The organism is Actinoplanes sp. NPDC051859, assembly GCF_044452725.1.
Classification (GTDB): domain Bacteria; phylum Actinomycetota; class Actinomycetes; order Mycobacteriales; family Micromonosporaceae; genus Actinoplanes.
The window spans coordinates 152,513-169,486 of sequence record NZ_JBITBX010000007.1 but is presented as its reverse complement, the minus strand read 5'-3'; the positions used below and the strand labels follow the sequence as shown (position 1 = coordinate 169,486).

11 protein-coding genes are annotated in these 16,974 nt (G+C 66.2%); 4 read left to right on the top strand and 7 right to left on the bottom strand.

Annotation, left to right across the window (positions count from 1 at the left end):
- Positions 1 to 37 precede the first annotated feature (37 nt).
- Positions 38 to 6,262: an RHS repeat-associated core domain-containing protein gene (locus tag ACIA1L_RS19575; protein WP_396074229.1), complete on the top strand. Its 6,225-nt coding sequence runs from the start codon at positions 38 to 40 to the stop codon at positions 6,260 to 6,262.
- Positions 6,252 to 6,695 carry an SUKH-3 domain-containing protein gene (locus ACIA1L_RS19570; RefSeq protein WP_396074228.1) on the top strand — a complete coding sequence of 148 codons (444 nt, stop codon included), beginning with the start codon at positions 6,252 to 6,254 and terminating at the stop codon, positions 6,693 to 6,695. Before ACIA1L_RS19575 ends, ACIA1L_RS19570 begins: the two co-directional genes overlap by 11 nt.
- A gap of 2 nt (positions 6,696 to 6,697) precedes the next feature.
- Here the strand turns inward: ACIA1L_RS19570 and ACIA1L_RS19565 are convergent, their stop codons facing one another.
- From ACIA1L_RS19565 to ACIA1L_RS19555, 3 genes are all read right to left on the bottom strand, one after another.
- Entirely contained in the window at positions 6,698 to 6,994 is a 297-nt protein-coding gene (locus ACIA1L_RS19565) for a hypothetical protein (RefSeq protein ID WP_396074227.1), read from the bottom strand.
- A gap of 2,153 nt (positions 6,995 to 9,147) precedes the next feature.
- Positions 9,148 to 10,410 carry a family 16 glycosylhydrolase gene (locus ACIA1L_RS19560; protein WP_396074226.1) on the bottom strand — a complete coding sequence of 421 codons (1,263 nt, stop codon included), beginning with the start codon at positions 10,408 to 10,410 and terminating at the stop codon, positions 9,148 to 9,150.
- A 97-nt stretch (positions 10,411 to 10,507) separates the two neighbouring features.
- Entirely contained in the window at positions 10,508 to 11,614 is a 1,107-nt protein-coding gene (locus tag ACIA1L_RS19555; protein WP_396074225.1) for a carbohydrate-binding protein, read from the bottom strand.
- Positions 11,615 to 11,903: 289 nt separating this feature from the next.
- Here ACIA1L_RS19555 and macS point away from each other — a divergent pair, with 289 nt between their 5' ends.
- Positions 11,904 to 13,031, top strand: coding sequence for a MacS family sensor histidine kinase (macS, locus tag ACIA1L_RS19550; protein ID WP_396074224.1), 1,128 nt, complete (start codon positions 11,904 to 11,906; stop codon positions 13,029 to 13,031).
- Positions 13,032 to 13,050: 19 nt separating this feature from the next.
- Positions 13,051 to 13,680, top strand: a complete 630-nt coding sequence (locus ACIA1L_RS19545) for a response regulator (RefSeq protein WP_396074481.1) — start codon at positions 13,051 to 13,053, stop codon at positions 13,678 to 13,680.
- An 18-nt stretch (positions 13,681 to 13,698) separates the two neighbouring features.
- Here the strand turns inward: ACIA1L_RS19545 and ACIA1L_RS19540 are convergent, their stop codons facing one another.
- The 4 genes from ACIA1L_RS19540 to hisN all read right to left on the bottom strand — a co-directional run bounded on the left by ACIA1L_RS19540 (position 13,699) and on the right by hisN (position 16,943).
- The gene (locus ACIA1L_RS19540; RefSeq protein ID WP_396074223.1) at positions 13,699 to 14,250 is read right to left on the bottom strand and encodes a DUF5709 domain-containing protein; all 552 of its coding nucleotides are present in this window, start codon (positions 14,248 to 14,250) and stop codon (positions 13,699 to 13,701) included.
- Positions 14,251 to 14,259: 9 nt separating this feature from the next.
- Positions 14,260 to 15,033, bottom strand: coding sequence for an ATP-binding protein (locus ACIA1L_RS19535; protein WP_396074222.1), 774 nt, complete (start codon positions 15,031 to 15,033; stop codon positions 14,260 to 14,262).
- 156 nt (positions 15,034 to 15,189) lie between these two features.
- Complete coding sequence (locus ACIA1L_RS19530) at positions 15,190 to 16,056, bottom strand: hypothetical protein (RefSeq protein ID WP_396074480.1); 867 nt, start codon at positions 16,054 to 16,056, stop codon at positions 15,190 to 15,192.
- 83 nt (positions 16,057 to 16,139) lie between these two features.
- Positions 16,140 to 16,943, bottom strand: a complete 804-nt coding sequence (hisN, locus tag ACIA1L_RS19525; protein ID WP_396074221.1) for a histidinol-phosphatase — start codon at positions 16,941 to 16,943, stop codon at positions 16,140 to 16,142.
- Between the last annotated feature and the right edge of the window lie 31 nt (positions 16,944 to 16,974).

Genomic DNA, 16,974 nt, shown 5'->3' with positions numbered 1-16,974 from the left:
CCGCTGATCCGCTGACACTCTGACCGGAGACGTCGACATGCCGCAAGACCGCTCGTTGTTCAGCCCTGCCCGCCGCAGGATCGCCCTGGGCGTATCCGCGCTGATGGTTACCACCTTCCTCACCTATCACTGGGTGGCGGAGGAGCTGAGCGGCGAGCGGGATGTGGAGTCCGTTGCCGCGCAGGAGTTCGGCACGGTGAAGGTCGCGCCGGTGCCGCCGCCGGTTGACGGTGGCAAATGGACAGGGCCGGCGAACGGCCGTTGGCCGTCGCCCGGATCGGCCGAGATTTCGCTGACCGGTTCCGCCGGCAAAGCGATGCAGGCCAAGGCCGGCACGATTCCGGTGGCCGTTCAGACGGTGCCGGGCAAGGGAGCCCCGGACCGCGTACGGGTCACCGCCCTGCCCGAGGAGCACTCCACCAAGCTCGGCGTCAGCGGCCCGGTGATCGCGATCGAGGGGGACAAGGACGGCCAGGTCGAGACGACAGTCGACTTCGCCAGCTTCGCCGGCCTGTACGGCGGTGGTTGGGCGAGCCGGCTGAACCTGGCGCAGCTGCCCGCCTGTGCGGCAACCACGCCAGAGAAGGCGGAATGTCAGTCCGCGGCGCCGCTTGCGGCGGTGAAGAACGGGTCGACGCTGAAGGCCAGCTTCGCCGTGGCGAAGTCCGGCCCGATGATGCTGGCGCTCAGCGCGGACACCGAGTCGGATGAAGGTGACTACAAGGCATCCGACCTGCAAGCCTCCGGATCATGGACGGCCGGCGACAGCTCCGGTGCCTTCTCCTACAGCAATGCCGTCAAGCTGCCGCCGGCGCCGGGTCCGACCCCGCAGGTGGCGCTGAACTATTCGTCGCAGACGGTTGACGGGCGGATGGCAGGCAGCAACAACCAGGCGTCCTGGGCCGGTGACGGTTGGGACTACTCGCCGGGCTTCGTCGAGCGCACGTATGTCAGCTGCGCCGATGACCAGGCAAAAGATGGCGACAAGGAACCGAACAACAGCGCCAAGGACAAGAAGACCGCCGACCAGTGCTGGAAGGGCAAGTCCCCGAACATCACCGTGTCGCTGGGTGGCACCAATGCCGCGCTGGTCAAGGACGATGCGACCGGTAAGTGGGTGCCCGCGCAGGACGGCAACTGGAAGGTCGAGCAGGAAGGCTCGGTCGCAGACAAGGACTCCGCCACCACCGAGCGCTGGATCATCACCACCCCGGACGGGACGCGTAACTACTTCGCCAGTGAGGTCGGCTCGGCCAACTCCCGGTGGACGGTGCCGGTGTTCGGCAATCACTCCGGCGAGTCCTGCCACGCGGGGGAGTTCAAAGATTCGTCGTGCGCGCAGGCGTGGCGTTGGTTGCTGGACAAGCAGGTCGACGTCAACGGGAACATGACCCGCTACTACTACAAGAGCGAGACCGGGCACTACGGCGCTGCCGGCGACAAGAACAACCGGGCCTCGTTCATCCGTGGCGGCATTCTGGAGCGCATCGAGTATGGCCTGAACACGGCCTTCCCGAATGTTCCTGCCACCGCGCGGGTGGTGTTCACCCCTGCGGACCGCTGTTTCAGCGACTGCTACAAGGACGACAAGCCGGTCAAGGCGAACTGGCCGGACGTGCCGTGGGACAAGGAGTGCACGGCCGAGCCCTGCACCGACAAGCTCGCCCCACTGTTCTACTCCACCAAGCGGCTCACCAAGATCACGACCGAGGTCTACAACGGCAACGGCTTCAGCGCGGTGGACTCGTGGACCCTGGACCAAGAGTTCAAGGCACCGAAGACGAAGCGTTCAGCGTCGCTGTGGCTGAAGTCGATCACTCACGCCGGCCACGTCGGAGCCACGATCACCGACCCGCCGGTCGTGTTCACCGGCATCGAACTCGCGAACCGGGTGAACGCCGCGGCCGGCGCCCCCATGTTCACCCGCTGGCGCGTACAGAACATTCGTACCGAATCTGGCGCCGACATTTTCGTTTCCTACTCTGACCCCGACTGCGACACCAACGACCTGCCGAACGTGGCGAGCAACGACCGGCTGTGCTACCCCGTGTACTGGACGCCGGACGGTCAGTACGACCCGGTCCGGGACTGGTTCCGCAAGTACGTGGTCAACCAGGTGACGCAGCACGACCGGACCACGGACCAGCCCTCGGTCACGACCCGGTACACCTACTCCACCGACGGCGGCGGCACGAACGTCCTATGGGGCTGGGACGACAGCGAGTTCACCAAGAAGAAGCACCGCTCGTACGGGCAGTGGCGCGGCTACGCCCGGGTCACCACCCGAGTCGGGACGACCGACAAGATTCTGACCACCCGCAAGCAGTTCTACCGCGGCCTGGACGATCAGCCACTGCCCGATGACAAGACCCGCAACGTGCAGGTCACCGACTCGGCCGGCAACACGTACGCCGACCACCCGGCACTGGCCGGATCGCCGCTGGAGCAGGCGACCCTCGACGGTGACGCGGTGGTCGAGGCGCAGAGTACGGCGTACTGGATCAGAAAGACCGCGGAGCGCGATCGCACCGGCGGCAGTGACCGGGCCTACCGGGTCGCGCCCTCCGTGCAGAAGGGCCGCAAGCTGCTCGCGCCGGGCGCGTGGCAGCAGACCGAGACCCGCACCGACTACAACGACGAGGGCCAGCCCGAGTCGACGTCGGAACTGGGCGACGTCGCCAAAGGCGGAGACGAGGCATGCACCCGCGTCACGTACGTCAACAACGCGGATCCGTGGCTGCGCGGTCTGGTGTCGCGGGAGGAACGGGTCGCCAAGGCCTGTTCCGCGGTGTTCTCCCGTCCGGCCGATGTGATCTCCGACGTCAAAACGTTCTACGACGGTTCTGATTCGCACGGTGCTGCCCCCAGCAGGGGACAGGCGACCCGGGTGGACACGCTGAACGCTTGGTCCAACGGCGCACCGAACTACACGACGACCTCGCGCACCGCGCACGACGCGCTGGGCAGGGTCGTCAGGAGCACGGACTCACTGGGACAGGTCACCAAGACCGCCTACACGCCCGCGGGTCCCGGCCCGGTGACCCAGACGTCGACGGTCAACCCGCTCGGCCACGAGATCATCACCGACCAGAATCCGGCATGGGCCGAGCCCACCTCGATCCTGGACGCGAACAAGAAGCGCACCGACCTCCAGCACGATGCGCTCGGCCGTCTCCTCAAGGTGTGGCTGCCCGGCCGCGCCAGGGATGCCAGCCCGAACCTGGAATTCGGCTACCTGTTGCGCAACAACGGTCCGCTGGCGGTGACGACCAAGCGGCTCGGCCCGAACGGCAACTTCATCACCGAGATCGGTTTGTTCGACTCGCTGTATCGGTCGGTGCAGAAGCAGCAGGACGCACTCAAAACCAAGGACGGCGACGCCGCCCGCCTGGTCACCTCGACCGGTTACAACGACCGCGGCCAGGTCGAATTCCAGTCCGACGAGAACTACGCGTTCGGCGCGCCGGGCACGGGTCTGCTGGCCATCTCGCCGGGCGAGGACCGGGCCCGGACGGTGTCGACCTATGACCGGCTGGGTCGGGTCGTGGACGAGGCACTCTGGTCGGGCAATGCCAGGAAATGGTCGACCAGCACAATTTATGGTGGAAACCCGGCCGGATGGCAGACCGCGGTGACTCCGCCGCAGGGCGGCACCGCGACCGCCACCATCGAGAATGCCGCCGGCGAGGTCGTCGAAAAGCGGGAATTCCATGGGCCGCGCGCTGAAGGATCGTTTGACGCCACCAAGTACACGTACACGCCGCGAGGCGACCTGGAAACGGTCGTCAAGGGCAGTCTGAACTGGCGCTACGAATACGACCTGCGCGGTCGTGAGGTCAAGACCGTCGACCCCGACAAGGGTACGACCACAGTCGAGTACAACAACGCCGACGACGTGGTCAAATCCACCGACGCCAAGGGTGACGTCGTCTCCACCACCTACGACGAACTCGGCCGGCAGAAGGAACGTTTCTTCAACGGGGCCAAGGCCGCCGACTGGACCTACGACACCCTCGCCAAGGGACACCCCACCAAGTCGACCTCATATGTCGGCGAGTACGGCCTCTCGCGGCAGGTTTTCCGATACAACGACGCCTACCAGGTGGTGGACGAGGAATCGGTCATTCCGGCGATGCCCGGCCTGACCGCCCTGGCCGGCAAGTTCGTGACCACCCACACCTACACGCCGAACGGCCTCCCGTGGCGGACCAGCCTGCCCAAGGTCGGCCCGATGGAGAAAGAGGGCATCACCCGTACCTACGACGACCTGGGCAACATCGTCATCCTCGCCGGCATGTCGGCCCCGTCGCAGACCGACCGCACGTACATCAGTGAGGCCACCTTCTCGCCGTACGGTGAGCTGCTGAACCGTGTTCTCGGGCCCAAGAAGGTGGACGGGCAGGCGAAGGCGGTCACCTACCAGAATTACGTCTATGACGAGGTCACCCGCCGGCTGACCGAGTTCAACTTCGACCGCGACGCCTCCATCACCAACGTCGCCCGCCTGAAGTACGCCTACGACGACGCCGGCAACGTTCTTTCCATGGCCAACCGGCCGGAAGGCACTGACGACCAGCCCCGTGCCGGCGAGGAAGACGTCCAGTGCTTCACCTACGACCACCTGCGCCGGTTGACGCAGGCCTGGGCGCAGGCGGCTGCGAGCTGCGGCGCCCCGACGGCTGGCGGTAAGGCGCCGTACTCGAAGGCGTGGACGTTCGACCAGCACGGCTCCCGGACCACTGCCACCGACCACGTGGCCGGCACGACGTCGAACTACGAATACGACGGCGCGTCCCACAAGCTTCGCAAGGTCACGACCGGTGACCAGGTTGAGCATTACGACTTCGACGAGCGCGGCAATCTCGAATACCGCAAGGTCGGCGACCGCACCGAAACGTTCGACTGGAGTCCGCACGGCAAGCTGACCAAGATCAGCGGCCCCGAAGGCGACACCACCATGGTGTACGACGTCGACGGCAACCGCATCGCCCGCATCGACCCGGGCGGCGCGGCTACCGCCTACATCTACGGCCACGAGTACTCGACCACGCCGAACCAGGGCACCAGCGCTACCCGGTATTACGAGCATGCGGGTGACACTTTCGCGTCGCGTACTGACACGACGTCGAAGAAGGGTGATGTCATCTGGCTGGGGTCGGATGCGCAGAACTCGGCGACGTGGGCGGTCAACTCGGTGACCCGGGTGGAGACCGTCAAGTACAACGACCCGTACGGCAACCCGCGCGACCGGACAGCGCCGGCGGTCAACTGGCCGGGCGGGCAGCGTGGCTTCGTCGGCGGGGTTACGGATCCGACCGGCCTGACGCTGCTCGGCGCACGGTTCTACGACCCGCGGACGGGAGCGTTCATCTCCGTCGACCCGGAAGTCGACGAGTACGACCCGCAGCGGCTGCATGCGTACGCGTACTCCAACAACAACCCGACCACCTTCTCTGACCCCGATGGGCTCTTCTGGGGATCCATCAAGAACGGCCTCCAGAAAGCCGCTAGTGCAGTCGCTAGTGGTGTCACTACCGCAGCCAAAGCTGTGGTGGACAACGCCGGTACGATTGCCGATGTTGCCGGGACTATTGCGACTGTGGCGGCTTTCCTCCCGCCGCCCGCGCAGGTTGTCGCAGTAGCAGCCGGAGCGGTTGCTGCTGTGGCAGGTGCGATCGACACCATAAAAAGTTGTGTCGGCGGAGAGAATCTCGGCTGTGCTGCAGGCGTTGCTGGAATGATTCCTGGTGTCAGGCAAGCTAAGAACGCGATTCGCGGAATCGGCGCTGCGAAGAGCGTAGTGAAGAAGGCTGATGACGAAGTCGACGACGTCCTCGCCGCTGCGAGAGGAGAGGCGGACCAGGCATCAACTATTCGGCCGGATGCAGCTCGTCCAGTCGTGGCGGAAGCTATCAAGACTCGTGGTCGCACTGGGCGCATATTTTCCGCTACTAGCCAGAGGGGTGATCCGCCTGTGTTGCACCCCACGGTGCGCCGAATCCTGCGTTTCGTGCCGCCGAAAATGCGTGGTAATGGTCATGCTAAATGCGGTCTTGCCATCTGCCTCACTGATTCATTAAATCAAGGAATCAGTCCGAGAGGGGCTGACGCGCGGGCCGTGCTAATCCGTAACAAGGTGACGCATAAGAAGCATGGTATTGCCGTCCCTCCGTGTGCAAGCTGTAAGCTTCTGTCATTCTGGTTTGGCTTGCGTTGGCCTGGGCCGTGGAGCTGGTGGAACAGGAGCACTCGTGGACGGTAGATTTCCTCGCGGTGTTGATCGTGCACTGCGTAAATCTGGCTGGATTCCTGGCCGCACAGTCGACGCTTCGCTATGGCGCGAATGTATTCGCGGAATCGAAATGCACGTCCCCGCTGAGCGATTCTTGACTGAGTTCGGCGGACTTTCGGTTAATATTCATGGTCTTGGTCGTTCGGCGGCGAAGGCGCCGTTCGAGTTAGATCCAGGATTGTGTGAAGGTGAGGAGGAGAGGTTCCGTGATTGGAGCAATACCCTGGGACGCGTCATCTATCCTTTAGGGGAGCTAGACCACGGCAGATTCTTTCTTGGTATGGACGAGCTCGGAGAGATATTCCTGGTGGCGGATTGGCTCGCAAGCTTCGGATCCGGTGATGCCGGATTGATTGCGTTGTGTCAGGGCGTGATGCCCACAGAAATGCATGGGGCACCATAAAATTATCCTGAATGGAATTCAGCTTTGGTCGGGATGCTGCTGGTTGACTGCTCGGCAGTGCTTGGTGTCGTCTGGAGGTTCCGGATGCTTTCTCGGGACGGATCCGTGCTGCTCTGCGGAACGATCTGCGAATCTGAGATCAGTATTTTGTAACGGATAGCCCGAATCTTTCGAAAACCTTCCTCAGATATGCGGAATGGCTGGTGGGAAGCGAATTCAGGCACGCCGACGATCTGGCTGCGCTGCGCCAATGGATGGCCTTGCTGAAGATTGGCGCCTGGCACGAGTTTAGGTGTCATCAACTATCGGTTGACGGCATTCAGGCGGGGGTGGCTCCTACGTCGCCGCGGTGGGCTGCTGCACAGTGGTGGAAGCAGTAGTGGTTACCGGTCGGCCCAGCACCTGCCCTCCGGGGTGTCTAACGGGGGTAGTCCAGCGGCGAGGCGTGGCCCGGTGGCGGGCTGGGCAAGGCATCGGTCGCGGAGCAGGACGAACGGGACGTCGGTGCGGCGGCCAGCAAGGCGGATGAGGGCGGCTTTATGGCTTCCTGTCGGTGGCGCGTTGCGCGTCGTGGTAGGCCTGGATGGGTGTGTGAGAGACGAACAAGAAGGCGCACGTCAGAGCCGCTGACGTCCGCCTGGTGTGGCTCGCCGCGGCACAAGGTTCTCGAGCTCCGCGCCGGCGACAACACCCCGGATAATCCGGATGGCACTGGCAGTAGGTCATGCCGGACTTGGCGACCGGCCAGTCTCTTGGAGGCGCTCAAGAAGGCAACGGGAGATCAAGAGTGGGCCCACTTCCAGTTGTTGGTGCCTTTGCAGTCCCACATCTGCAGTCGGGCACCGTCCACGGGATTGGCCGCCGGACAGTCGATGCAGCGTCCGCGAGATCTTGGCGTCGGGCATATCTACCGCATCGGTGATGGGGTGATGCCTGACGGGCACCTACGATGGATTCATATTGATTGAGTCGTCTTTCCAGGACGATGGTCCAGCCGTTCTGGCAGATGGTAGGCACATCGAATCGTTGTCTGCCATTGCGGCCTGCCGCGATGAATTGGACTATGCGTCCAAGCATGGCGTCGATGGCTTACTGGAAATAATGGAAGATCGAAACCTTCCTTTCTGGCGTCCTGTCCGGAACTCCATCTTCTCGGAAAGGGTCGGCCGTTGGAGCGTTGGCACCTTCGATAGGGCGAGTTGTGCGGAAGAGGTGCGTCCCGCTTACGACAATCACCGATCGTATGCGCGCCTCCTCGTCATCGTCCCCGGCCTCTTGCCATGACGAAATCAACGGTTTGAGATGCATCCGGCACCAAGGTTAGTCGCACAGCTTTTGCCGGAGCAGATTCCGGCAAGTGCGTGAAGTCGTGCTGGTGCGGTGTCGATGTACGGCTGGCCGAGTGCATAACTTGCCAATCCGCCAGGTCCGGCACCACCTTTGATTGGTGGTGCTGGCGCAGTTCCAGAGGTTGAAGCTATGCGCCCGTTGCATCGTTCCAATTCTTTGACGTCGACGCAACGGTTGGCTGACACGCTTCTCAGCTCACCACCAGTGGATAATGAGAACCGTTGCACTGGATTTCTACTGCAGGTCAGGCCTCCCTCGCCGCAGGTTCCTCGGCATAGGTGAATCCTCGTCCGGGATGTCCAGTTCGTCGAATATGGGGCTGGGCAATTTTCCCAATACCATTTTTGTGTAAGTTGAAGCTGGTGGATGGGAAGGATTGAATCGTCGGCTAGTGAGTTTTTCCGTCATAATGCGAATCCTCTCGCATGGAGGAATTCAACACTTCAGTGAATCGTGGCAATGGCACGGGGGAAGCCACTAGTGCGCTTTTGGCCCTCGCGCTCGACGAGCCGGACCGGAAGTGAGTGGAGTGTGTTCTTCTCGACCTGGTGGACAATGCAGAGGACTGGCAGGTCCGGGCGCTGGCCGTGATTTGTGTGGGTCATGTAGCGAGGTTTCGCAAATCAATATCGCCCTACATCCGTATCAAACTCGAAGAGCTGCTCGGTGAAGCGTCCTTTGCGTCTCGCTTCTCCAATGCCCTAATGGACTTGGAGGTTCTTGCTGATCGTAAACGCTAGGCATCGGTTGATCTATCTTCCCCGGGTGGCGCACAGTAGATGCCTTGCTGGAGAGGAATCTCGAGACGCAGCCCTGCTGCTCCCCGGCGGTTTACCGCGGTGGGCTCCCTATTCCACTTTGCCGTCAACGAGGTGGGCGTGGTGTACAGCGCGTTAGACAGCCCGGTGACCTACGGTTCGGGCTCCCAGTGTCGAGGGGAGTTCGTGCTCTAGCACCGGGCCCGCATCTTGGTTCCGTGAGGTGACGTTTGCCGCGTTCGAGCAGGGCCCCGACGACGCTGACCGATGTGGATTACATGGGTCGCAACTGGCGGCTCCAGGAGTAGTCCGGGAGCTGTGTTGTCCCGATTTTGTTAGTACGCTTAGGCGACGGTCCACTTTTGGTTGTTTGTCCCCGCACAGTCCCAGAGTTGGAGCTGAGCACCGTTGGCGCTGTTCCAGTCTTTGACGTCCACGCAGCGGTTGGCGGACACGTTCCTCAGCTCTCCACCGGCGTACAATGTGAACCGTTGCACCGGATTGCCGTTGCAGGTCACCAACTGAATCGGCGTGCCATTGCCAAGGGCGCCGCCGGCCGGGTCCATGCACTTGCCCATCGCCCGCATCGTGCCGTCGCCCGTCGCCGTCCACTGTTGAGCGTTGGTGCCGTTGCAGTCCCACATCTGCAGTCGGGCGCCGTCCACGGGATTGGCCGCGGGAATGTCGATGCAGCGTCCGCTGAAAGCTGATCGGAGCGCAGAGCCGCCGTCGCCGGTCCAGGCGGAGACGCGTACGTAGTCGACGAGCATCGTTTGCGGGAACACGGTTGTGGCATCGGGATATCCGGGCCAGTAGCCGCCCACCGCCACGTTGAGGATCATGAAGAAGTTGTGGTCGAAGACCCAGGGGTCGCCGCCGAGGTTGGCCGGGGTGATGCGGTGGAACTCGGTGCCGTCGAGGAACCAGACGATCTGGCCGGGGGACCAGTCGACGCGGTACGTATGAAACGCGTCGCTGAGCGGGGCGCCGATGGTGCGGCTGCCGCCGATGCCTTCCGCGCCTGAGTAGCCGGGGCCGTGGACGGTGCCGTAGACCGTGCGGGGTTCCTTGCCGACGTTTTCCATGATGTCGATTTCGCCGGTGGTGGGCCAGTTGCCGCCGCCGAGCATCCAGAATGCCGGCCAGATGCCCTGACCCTTGGGGATCTTGATGGAGGCTTCGAAGCGACCGTACGTCTGCGCGAACCGGTCCGCGGTCAGGATGCGGCCGGAGGTGTACTGGCAGGTGCCGTAGTGGCACTGGTAGCCGGCGGGGTTGTCGCGGCGGGCGGTGATGGCCAGGTGGCCCTGGCCGTCGTGGCTGACGTTGCTGGTCGAGTTGGTGTAGTACTGCTGCTCGTTGTTGCCCCAGCCGCTGCCGCCGATGTCGAACTTCCACTTGCCCGGGTCGATCGAGGTGCCGGCCGCACCGTTGAACTCGTCGGACCAGGTGACCGGGCCGATGGCGGCTTGGGCGGGTGCGGGTGGAGCCGCGGCGGTGAGGCCGCTGCTGAGGGCGACAGCGGCGAGGGCTGAGACCAGCGCGGCCCGCGCCCTGGGAGCAGGGGCGGGCCGGCGACGGGTGGAGCGGGCGGGGATGGGTGGCATGGGGAACCTCCGGGGGAGAGGTCGTTCATTTATATGACGCAGTCTTTACAGATTGACCGACGTCAGTCAATAAGCGGTCCCCGGAGGTTCCTTTTACTCAGAGTTTTTTGAAGAGGCTCACCAAAGAGGTCGGCTCCCAGCCCGGCAGTGAGGTGTGTGCCTCGAGAACCTGGTAGCGCTGACCCTTGAACTTGATGATCGTGCCGACCTTGTAGTCGGTGAACTTCTTCCACTCCTCGACCTCCGGCTCGGCCGGGGCGGTCGTGGTCGGCGCGGCCGCGGTGGGCGGCTGTGTCGTGGCCGGCGGCGGGTCTGCCGGTGCCGTGGTCGCCGGGGGCTCGGTCGACGGCGGCGTGGTGGGCACGTCGGTCGACTCGGTGGGCGGCGTCGAGGCAGGCTCGGAGGGTGTGGCCGATGGAGAGGTCGGCGGCGTCGCAGGCGGGGTCGACACCGGCGGGGTGGTCGGCTTGGGCTGACCGCCGTCTTCCGCGCCGAACTCGACGTGGTCCACGGACATCTTGGCGGGCAGGTCGGCCCGGCGGGCGTCGGTGACCAGCAGGCTCAGTGTGAGCCGGAACAGCTGACCGGTGACGCTCTGCGGGGCGTTGACCTGCTGAAGCACGTCGCCGTCGCGGGTCAGCGTGACGGTGTCCTGGGTCCAGCTGACCGCGTACGTGTGGAAGTCGCCGTCGGTGACCGGGTCGGCGAGCAGGTTGACGCCGGCGGGGTTGTAGCCGGTGCCGAACAGGGCGAAAGCGGGACGCAGGCCGTCGCCGTCCGACGGCACTTTGATCTTGGCTTCGACCCGGCCGGAGTCGCGGCGGAACATGCTGCGGCTGACGAGCTGGGCCGAGGTCACGCCGGAGCGGTCGCCGCCGCGGGCCGCGATGACCAGGTTGCCGTCGCCGTCGAGGCGGGCGTTTCGGGTGCTCTGGCTGAACGTGACGCCGTAGCCGGTGCGGTTGGTGGTGAGGAACCACTTCTGCGGGTCGACGGTGCTGCCCTCCGGGCCAGCGAAGTCGTCGGAGAACTGGTCGAGCGAGGGAATGCGCGCGGTGGTACGGCGGAAGTCGGACGCGTCCGCGGTGTCGTTGCGGGTCGGCAGCCAGATCGCGGTGGCGAGTCCGGCCGTCGCGACGGCGAGCGTGACGACTATTCGGGGACGTATCCAGGCATGCTTCAGCGGCGCGCTGTGTCGCGGCACGGGGGGACCTCCGGTGGGCGGGGGTTCTTGGGCAACATCAAGACCTAAGAAGATTCCCGCGGAAAGGTCAAGCCATCATCCGCGAATTCATTAGAACAGTTTGGTTTTCTCAATGTGTGTACTGATCGAGTTGCGTACCCGCGTCCCTTCAACGCCTGATTTGATCTCGAATGCGCCGCCCCCACCTGGGCATCGTGTCCTACGGGACCAGGGCGCTTTTCGTTCACCGCAGGTGCGGTTCTCATCCGCCCGGACGATGCCGTCCCGGCCGGATGAGTAGGGTCCAGCCATGGCAGAGACGAGCGGCCTCCAGACACCGCTGTGGCGGGCGATCGCGGTATACCGGATCGCCGCCCTGGTCTATGTCGCCGTGCTCGTGGTGCGCAACGTCGGGGCGTACGAGCGGCCGATCTTTGCGTGGCCGGTGCTGGCGCTCACCGCGGCCTGGACGGTGTTCACCACGTACGCGTACGCCGTGCCGGCCCGCCGTCGTCCCCCGCTCCTGGTCGCCGACCTGCTCGTGACGATGGGGGTGATGGCCTCCAGCGCTTTCATCGTCGGTCCGCAGGCGTTGACGGCGGGCACTCCGACGTTGGCGGTGAGTTGGCATGTCGCTCCGGTGATCGCCTGGGCGGTGGCGGGTGGGCGCCGCTGGGGCATCATCGCGGCGCTGGCAATGGGGGCCACCGACCTGGCTGTCCGGGCTCGATATGACCAGGCCGCGTTCACGGGCACCGTGTTGATGCTGCTCGCCGCGCTCGCGGTCGGCTATCTCGTGGGCATCGCCGAGGTGTCGCAGCAGCGGCTCGAGCGGGCCATTCAGCTCGAAGCCGCCACCCGGGAGCGGGAGCGGCTGGCCCGGGACATCCACGACTCGGTGCTGCAGGTTCTCGCCCTCGTCAAACGCAAGGGCGCGCACCTGGACGGAGAGGCGGGCGAGTTGGCCCGGCTCGCAGGGGAGCAGGAGGCTGCGCTGCGCACCCTGGTCACGGGGCGGGTGGAGCCGGTGGACGAGCATGCCGACGTCGACCTGATGATGCTGCTGGACCCGTACGCGTCGACGACGGTGTCGGTCGCCGCGCCGGCCGGGGCGGTGCGCATGCCGTCGCGGGCCGCGAATGAGATTGCTGCCGCTGTGGCCGCCGCGTTGGACAACGTGACCCGGCACTGCGATCCGGGCACGAAGGTGTGGGTGTTGGTGGAGGACGAGCCGGAGTCGGTGACCGTGAGCGTGCGGGACGAGGGCTGTGGCATCGCTCCCGAGCGGCTGGTGGAGGCGGAGTCGCAGGGCCGACTCGGGGTTGCCCAGTCGATCAAGGGCCGGATCGGGGACCTGGCCGGGACCGTACGGATCACCTCCGCGCCGGGGCAGGGCACCGAGGTCGAGCTGACCGTGCCGCGGGCCTCGCTAGGCTGACCCTGTGGCGATCAGGGTGATGGTGGTCGACGACCACCCGATGTGGCGCGACGGTGTAGCGCGGGACCTCGCGGCGGCCGGGTACGACGTGGTCGCGACCACGGGTGAGGGGCATCAGGCGGTCCGGATCGCGGGTGCGGCCCGGCCGGACGTGGTGGTGCTCGACCTCCAGTTGCCGGACATCTCCGGCGTTGAGGTGATCAACGGGCTGCTCGCGGCCGTGCCCGGGGTTCGCGTGTTGATGCTGTCGGCCAGCGGTGAGCAGCAAAGCGTGCTCGACGCGGTGAAAGCGGGCGCTTCCGGTTATCTGCTGAAGTCGGCGGCGCAGGCGGACTTCCTGGACGCGGTGGGGCGGACGGCGGCCGGGGACACCGTGTTCACGCCTGGCCTGGCCGGGCTGGTGCTGGGGGAGTTTCGGCGGCTCGCGGTGGAGCCCGCGGGCGAGGATCAGCTTGCGCCGAAACTGACCGAGCGGGAGACCGAGGTGCTGCGGCTCGTGGCAAAGGGATTGTCCTACCGGCAAATCGCCGAGCGGTTGGTGCTCAGTCATCGCACGGTGCAGAACCACGTGCAGAACACCCTCGGCAAGCTGCAGCTGCATAATCGGGTGGAATTGACCCGATATGCCATTGAAAAGGGCCTGGACTAAGCGCCCAGGCCCCGCCTTTCACCGGTAATTCGGCGCGTTGGTCTCGTGCATCGCGGCCTCCTCGGCCGACGGCCCGCCGCCGGCTGCGCCCGCGTCCGTGGCGACGCTGTCCCGCTCGTGGTCGAAGCCGGAGCCGTTGTCCGGGTCGACCAGGCGGCCCACCGTCCTCGGCACGTCGTCGTCGAGCTGGCCGTCGTCGTACATCGAGATCGCGGAGTGCGGGTCCGAGGTTGGGCTCTCGCCCCAGACGTCGGCAGCCAGCTGGCGCTCCCGCGGGTCGTCGAGCGTCTCGTCGATCGGGTCGCCGGCAGGGCGGTCCTCGGCGCCGAAGTCCGGCTCCTCCTGCCGCAGCCGCCGATCGAGGCCCTCGCCCTGGCGCGCTTCCTCCGGGGTGTCACCGAAGCGGTTGGAGCCGCCCGGTCCGACGCCGGCCAGCGCGGCCGGATCGGCGCCGTCCGCCCAACGCGGGCTCTCCACCTCGTCGTACGCGTTCGAATCGTCGTCGGCCGTGTCGGGCAGGCCGGACGCCTCCGGGTCGGAGACCGCGGTCGGGAAGTCGTCGTCTCGCATGGTGAGGGGTTACCCCTGGTCGGGGCCGGCCATGCGTGTTGTCGGGACATCTTGGTGCGCCGGGTCGGTGTCGTCGAGAAACGCCCACACGACCTTGCCGTCCGGCACGGCGAGGCTGCCCCAACGCTGCGCCACCGAGTCGATCAGGAGCAGGCCACGGCCGCCGTACGAGGTGACGGGGACGGGGCTGCCGGTGAAGTGAGGGATGACCGGGGACTGGTCGCGGACCGCCACGCTCATGGTGTCACCGTGCCGCCCGAGCAGGACCGTCATCGTGGTCTGTGCGTGCGCGACGACGTTGTTGACCATCTCGGTGAGCACGATGCAAGCCGGCCCGGCCAGCTCGGGCAGGTCCCAACGGGCGCAGGCTTCGGTGACCAGTTCCCGGGAGCGGCGGGCGGCGCCGACCGCGGGTTCCAGCGGAGCTGACAGGAAATGGGTGGGCGAGGGTCGGCCGAGCGCGGCGAAAGCCTCCTGCGGGTCGGGCCAGATGGGCAGGCCGGTGCCGATCCACCCGGCGGCGCTGCCATCGGCACAGAGCACCAGGTGAGCGCCGGGCCAGTCGGCGGTCGCCCGGGCCACGTCGCTGAGCACGGTGAGTGCACCGGGTTGCCCGACGGTCAGCTCGCGGACGTCGACGACCAGGGCTTCGGGCTGTGCGGCGAGCCGGTGGAGGAGTGCCGCCCCCACCGCGGGGGCGGAGCCGGCGTCGAGCACCCCGGACAGCCGGACGACCGGATAGGTCTGTCCGTCGTCCACCTGGTGTCGAACCTCGCTCGGCATGATCGCTCCATTGTGCATAAGGCGCGGCGGACTCGCATTCCGGCAATCGATGAGAGTTTTAGCACGGTTTGCGACGATTGCCGGATAAGTAGGGGATCGTCATGTGCTTCGTTTACCCCAGGCCAGGCACCTCATGCACAGGGCCAGCAGGGCGGTTCAGCGAGCGGCGGGGTGCAGGTGCGCGCGCTCAGCCCGATGGCCCGAGGACGGCTGGGCGGTCTGGTGGTGGTGCTGCGGTTCGGCGTACCTGGTCATCGCGATCACCGCGCCGAGTGTGACCACGAAGCCGACAGCGGCCAGCCACTCACGCCCGGGATGAATCCGGTCGCCCAGCAGCAGCAAGCCGACAATCGCCGCCGGCACCGCCCCCGCGGCGTCCATCGCCGCCACCGCGGCGGTGGTCGAGCCGCGCTGCATGGCTAGACCGAGCAGCAGCTGACCGACGATCGAGTGCGCGACCAGCAGGTAGAGCAACGGGTCGGCGAAGAACTCGCCCGTCGATTCCGCCATCGCCAACGGCCGAGCCGCGATCGCGGCCGCCGAGAACGCGATGCCGGCCAGGGACCCGAGCGCGACTGATCCGAGCGCGCCATGCAGGCGTACGGCAAAAAAACCGAGCACCGCGAGCACGGCGACCGTCACGGCCAGCCCGACCACCCCGGCGGTCCCCAGCGGGCGCGAATGCGCCGGCTGCGCCGACAGGACCAGCGCGGTGATGCCGCCGAGCAGCAGGATCAGCAGCGCGATCTCGGCGAGCGGCAAGGTCCACTTCAGCACGAGCACGCCCAGCAGGGCCGTCACACCCAGCCCCGCCGCGACGCTGGCCTGCACCAGGAACAGCGGCAGGTCCCGCCGGGCCAGGAAGGCCAGCACGAAGCCGAGGACCTGGCAGCCCAGGCCGAGCAGGTAGGTGCGGTGGCTAGCCAGCCGGACCAGCAACTGCGGGTCGAAAGTGTGATGCACGCTCGTGCGCGCCGCGGCCACGGACTGCAGCATGTTCGCCACGCCATAGGCGGCGATCATCGCTGCGAGGAAGAACCAGCCCGCGGACATCACCTGAGCGAGAATAGACCAGCGGCTCCCACGCTCGGAGCACGATCGGTGCGTCAGGCCCGGCCGCGGGCCAACCGTTCGAGAATCTCCTCGTGCAGTTTGCCGTTGGAAGCGATGGCGCTGCCGTCGCCCGGTGCACGCTGCCCGGCCAGGTCCGTGAAGCTGCCGCCCGCCTCGGTGACGATCGGGATCAGGGCGGCCACGTCCCACAGCGACAGCTCCGGCTCGACCATGGCGTCGAGGGCGCCTTCGGCGAGCAGCATGTAGCCGTAGAAGTCGCCGTAGGCCCGGCTGCGCCAGCTCTCCCGCAGCAGGCCGAGCATCGGTTCGAGGTAACCGCGTTCCTCCCAGCTCAGCAGGCTGGAATAGCAGAAGCTCGCATCGCTGATCGTGCGGACGGCGGAGACGGCGAGCCGGGTGGCGGCACGCTGGTGCTTGCCCGCGTACGAGCCGTGGCCGAGCGCGCCCCACCAGCGGCGGCCCAGGGCCGGCGCGGAGACGAGGCCGGCGACCGGCCGCTCGCCCTCCATCAGCGCGATCAGCGTGCCCCAGATCGGGACGCCGCGGATGAAGTTCTTGGTGCCGTCGATCGGGTCGATGACCCAGTGCCGGTTGCCCGCGCCGGCCGGGGCCGTGGAGCTGCCGAACTCCTCGCCGATCACGCCATCGCGCGGCCGCGCCCGGGCCAGGGTGGCACGCAAGGCCTGCTCGACGGCGGTGTCGGCGTCCGAGACCGGGGTGAGGTCCGGCTTGGACTCGATCGTCAGGTCGAGCGCGCGGAACCGCGCCATGGAGATCGAGTCGGCCGTGTCGGCGAGCAGGTGGGCAAGCGCGAGATCATCGGCATACGAGGCCATGCGGGCACGCTAGCGGATCATCGTGGCCTGG

Excerpts from the sequence above, each read along its gene's own strand:
- ACIA1L_RS19540 (WP_396074223.1), bottom strand. The coding sequence starts at position 14,250 with ATGCGAGACGACGACTTCCCGACCGCGGTCTCCGACCCGGAGGCGTCC.
- ACIA1L_RS19575 (WP_396074229.1), top strand. The coding sequence starts at position 38 with ATGCCGCAAGACCGCTCGTTGTTCAGCCCTGCCCGCCGCAGGATCGCC.
- ACIA1L_RS19535 (WP_396074222.1), bottom strand. The coding sequence starts at position 15,033 with ATGCCGAGCGAGGTTCGACACCAGGTGGACGACGGACAGACCTATCCG.
- ACIA1L_RS19560 (WP_396074226.1), bottom strand. The coding sequence starts at position 10,410 with ATGCCACCCATCCCCGCCCGCTCCACCCGTCGCCGGCCCGCCCCTGCT.
- ACIA1L_RS19545 (WP_396074481.1), top strand. The coding sequence starts at position 13,051 with ATGGTGGTCGACGACCACCCGATGTGGCGCGACGGTGTAGCGCGGGAC.
- hisN (WP_396074221.1), bottom strand. The coding sequence starts at position 16,943 with ATGGCCTCGTATGCCGATGATCTCGCGCTTGCCCACCTGCTCGCCGAC.
- ACIA1L_RS19565 (WP_396074227.1), bottom strand. The coding sequence starts at position 6,994 with ATGACACCTAAACTCGTGCCAGGCGCCAATCTTCAGCAAGGCCATCCA.
- macS (WP_396074224.1), top strand. The coding sequence starts at position 11,904 with ATGGCAGAGACGAGCGGCCTCCAGACACCGCTGTGGCGGGCGATCGCG.
- ACIA1L_RS19530 (WP_396074480.1), bottom strand. The coding sequence starts at position 16,056 with ATGATCGCCGCCTATGGCGTGGCGAACATGCTGCAGTCCGTGGCCGCG.